Annotated in this window: 1 pseudogene; it reads right to left on the reverse strand. The window is 54.4% G+C overall.

Annotation, left to right across the window (positions count from 1 at the left end):
• Nucleotides 1-127, reverse strand: a pseudogene (locus tag ACZYTC_RS34485) (integrase core domain-containing protein); the annotation flags it as partial.
• Between the last annotated feature and the right edge of the window lie 123 nt (nt 128-250).

Raw genomic sequence — 250 nt, forward strand, 5'->3', positions numbered from 1 at the left:
TCACGTTGGCCAGGCTCTCGTGGTAGCGCTGGTGGTTGTAGTGGTCGACGAAGGCCTCGATCTGGGCTTCGAGGTCGCCGGGCAGGAAGTAATTTTCTAGCAGGATGCGGTTTTTGAGGGTCTGGTGTCATCCGAAGTGAGAAACTGCCCCCCTGTCGAAATTGAGAACTAACCCCTCCAGGTTCGAAAATGGAGGGACATATGGTGCGTGTAATTGCAGAGATTCCTGCACAGGTGAGTGTTGTGCAGG

This window comes from Labrys sp. F242 (assembly GCF_057813875.1).